Annotated in this window: 1 protein-coding gene; it reads left to right on the forward strand. The window is 69.6% G+C overall.

What is annotated here, in order from left to right; genetic code table 11:
• Positions 1-1496, forward strand: a 1496-nt coding sequence (locus ABTY04_RS40935) for a condensation domain-containing protein (protein WP_352218511.1), incomplete at both ends; no start/stop codon positions are given.

Below are 1496 nucleotides of genomic sequence, written 5' to 3' on the forward strand. Positions count from 1 at the left end.
GCGATCCCCGAGGGCACCACGACCATCACGCCGGAGATGCTGCCGCTGGTGGACCTGACCGCCGCCGAGGTGGAGCGGATCGTCGCGACCGTCGAGGGCGGCGCGGCGAACGTGGCGGACATCTACCCGTTGACGCCGCTCCAGGAGGGTCTGCTCTTCCACCACCTCCTCGCCGACGGCGGCGAGGACACCTACGTGACGCCCACCGTGCTGGGGTTCGATTCACGGGACCGGCTGGACGCGTTCATCGACGCACTCCAGCAGGTGCTGAACAGGCACGACATCTTCCGTACTGCCATCGTGTGGGAGGGGCTGCGGGAGCCGGTCCAGGTGGTGTGGCGCGAGGCCGCCCTCCCCGTCGAGGAAGTGCGGCTGGACCCGAACAGCACCGAGCCGATCCGGCAGTTGCTCGCTGAGGTCGGACTGTCCATGGACCTGCGCGAGGCCCCGCTCGCCCGGCTGCACGCTGCGGCGGCGCCGCAGGGTGGCCGTTGGCTGGCGCTACTGCGCCTGCACCACATCGTTGAGGACCACACCGCGCTCGAGATCCTCCTCGGTGAAGTGGAGTCGATCCTCGTCGGCCGGGGTGCGGAGCTGCCCGACCCGCTTCCGTTCCGCAACTTCGTCGTACAGGCCCGTGCCGGGCTGGACAGTGGGAAGCACGAGCGGTTCTTCGCCGAGCTGCTGGGCGACGTCGACGAGCCGACGGCGCCGTACGGCCTCGTGGACGCACGCGGTGACGGCATGGACTCCGTCGAAGCGCTGATGGGTCTCGCACCGGAACTGTCCGAACGAGTCCGCGAGGTCGCCCGTCGCCTGGGTGCCAGTGCGGCGACGGTGATGCACGTGGCGTGGGCGCGGGTGCTGGCCGCGGTCAGCGGCCGTGACGACGTGGTCTTCGGCACCGTCCTCTTCGGACGGATGAACGCCGGCCCCGGGGCGGACCGGGTGCCGGGCCCGTTCATCAACACGCTTCCGGTCCGGGTGCGCGTCGACGAACTGGGCGTGGTCGAGGCGGTGACCGCGATGCGTGGTCAGCTCGCGGCCCTGCTGGAGCACGAGCACGCGCCGCTCTCGCTGGCGCAGCAGGTCAGCGGCGTGTCGGGGGACAGTCCGCTGTTCACCTCGATGCTCAACTACCGCCCCAACAACGGACTCAATCGGGAAACCACCACGATCCTCGACGGCGTCGAGCTGGAGTACTTCCGCGAGCGCACCAACTACCCGCTGTCGATCGCCGTTGATGACGACGGCACCAGGATCGTCCTGGTCGTTGACGCGGTTGCCCCGGTTGATCCCCGAGCGGTTGCGGCGTTGGTCGTGGCGGCGGCGGAGAGTCTGGTCTCGCTGCTGGAGGGGGCGCTGGAGGGTGGCTCTGACCTGCCGTTGAGAGAGGTCGGGGTGCTCAGTGCTGCTGAGCGGCATGAGCTGGTGTCGGGGTGGAATGACACGGCGGTTGAGTTGCCGGTGGGGTCGCTGGGTGGGTTGTTCGAGGC

It is taken from the genome of Streptomyces sp. NPDC097981 (assembly GCF_040302565.1).
In the GTDB taxonomy this organism is placed as follows: Bacteria; Actinomycetota; Actinomycetes; order Streptomycetales; family Streptomycetaceae; genus Streptomyces.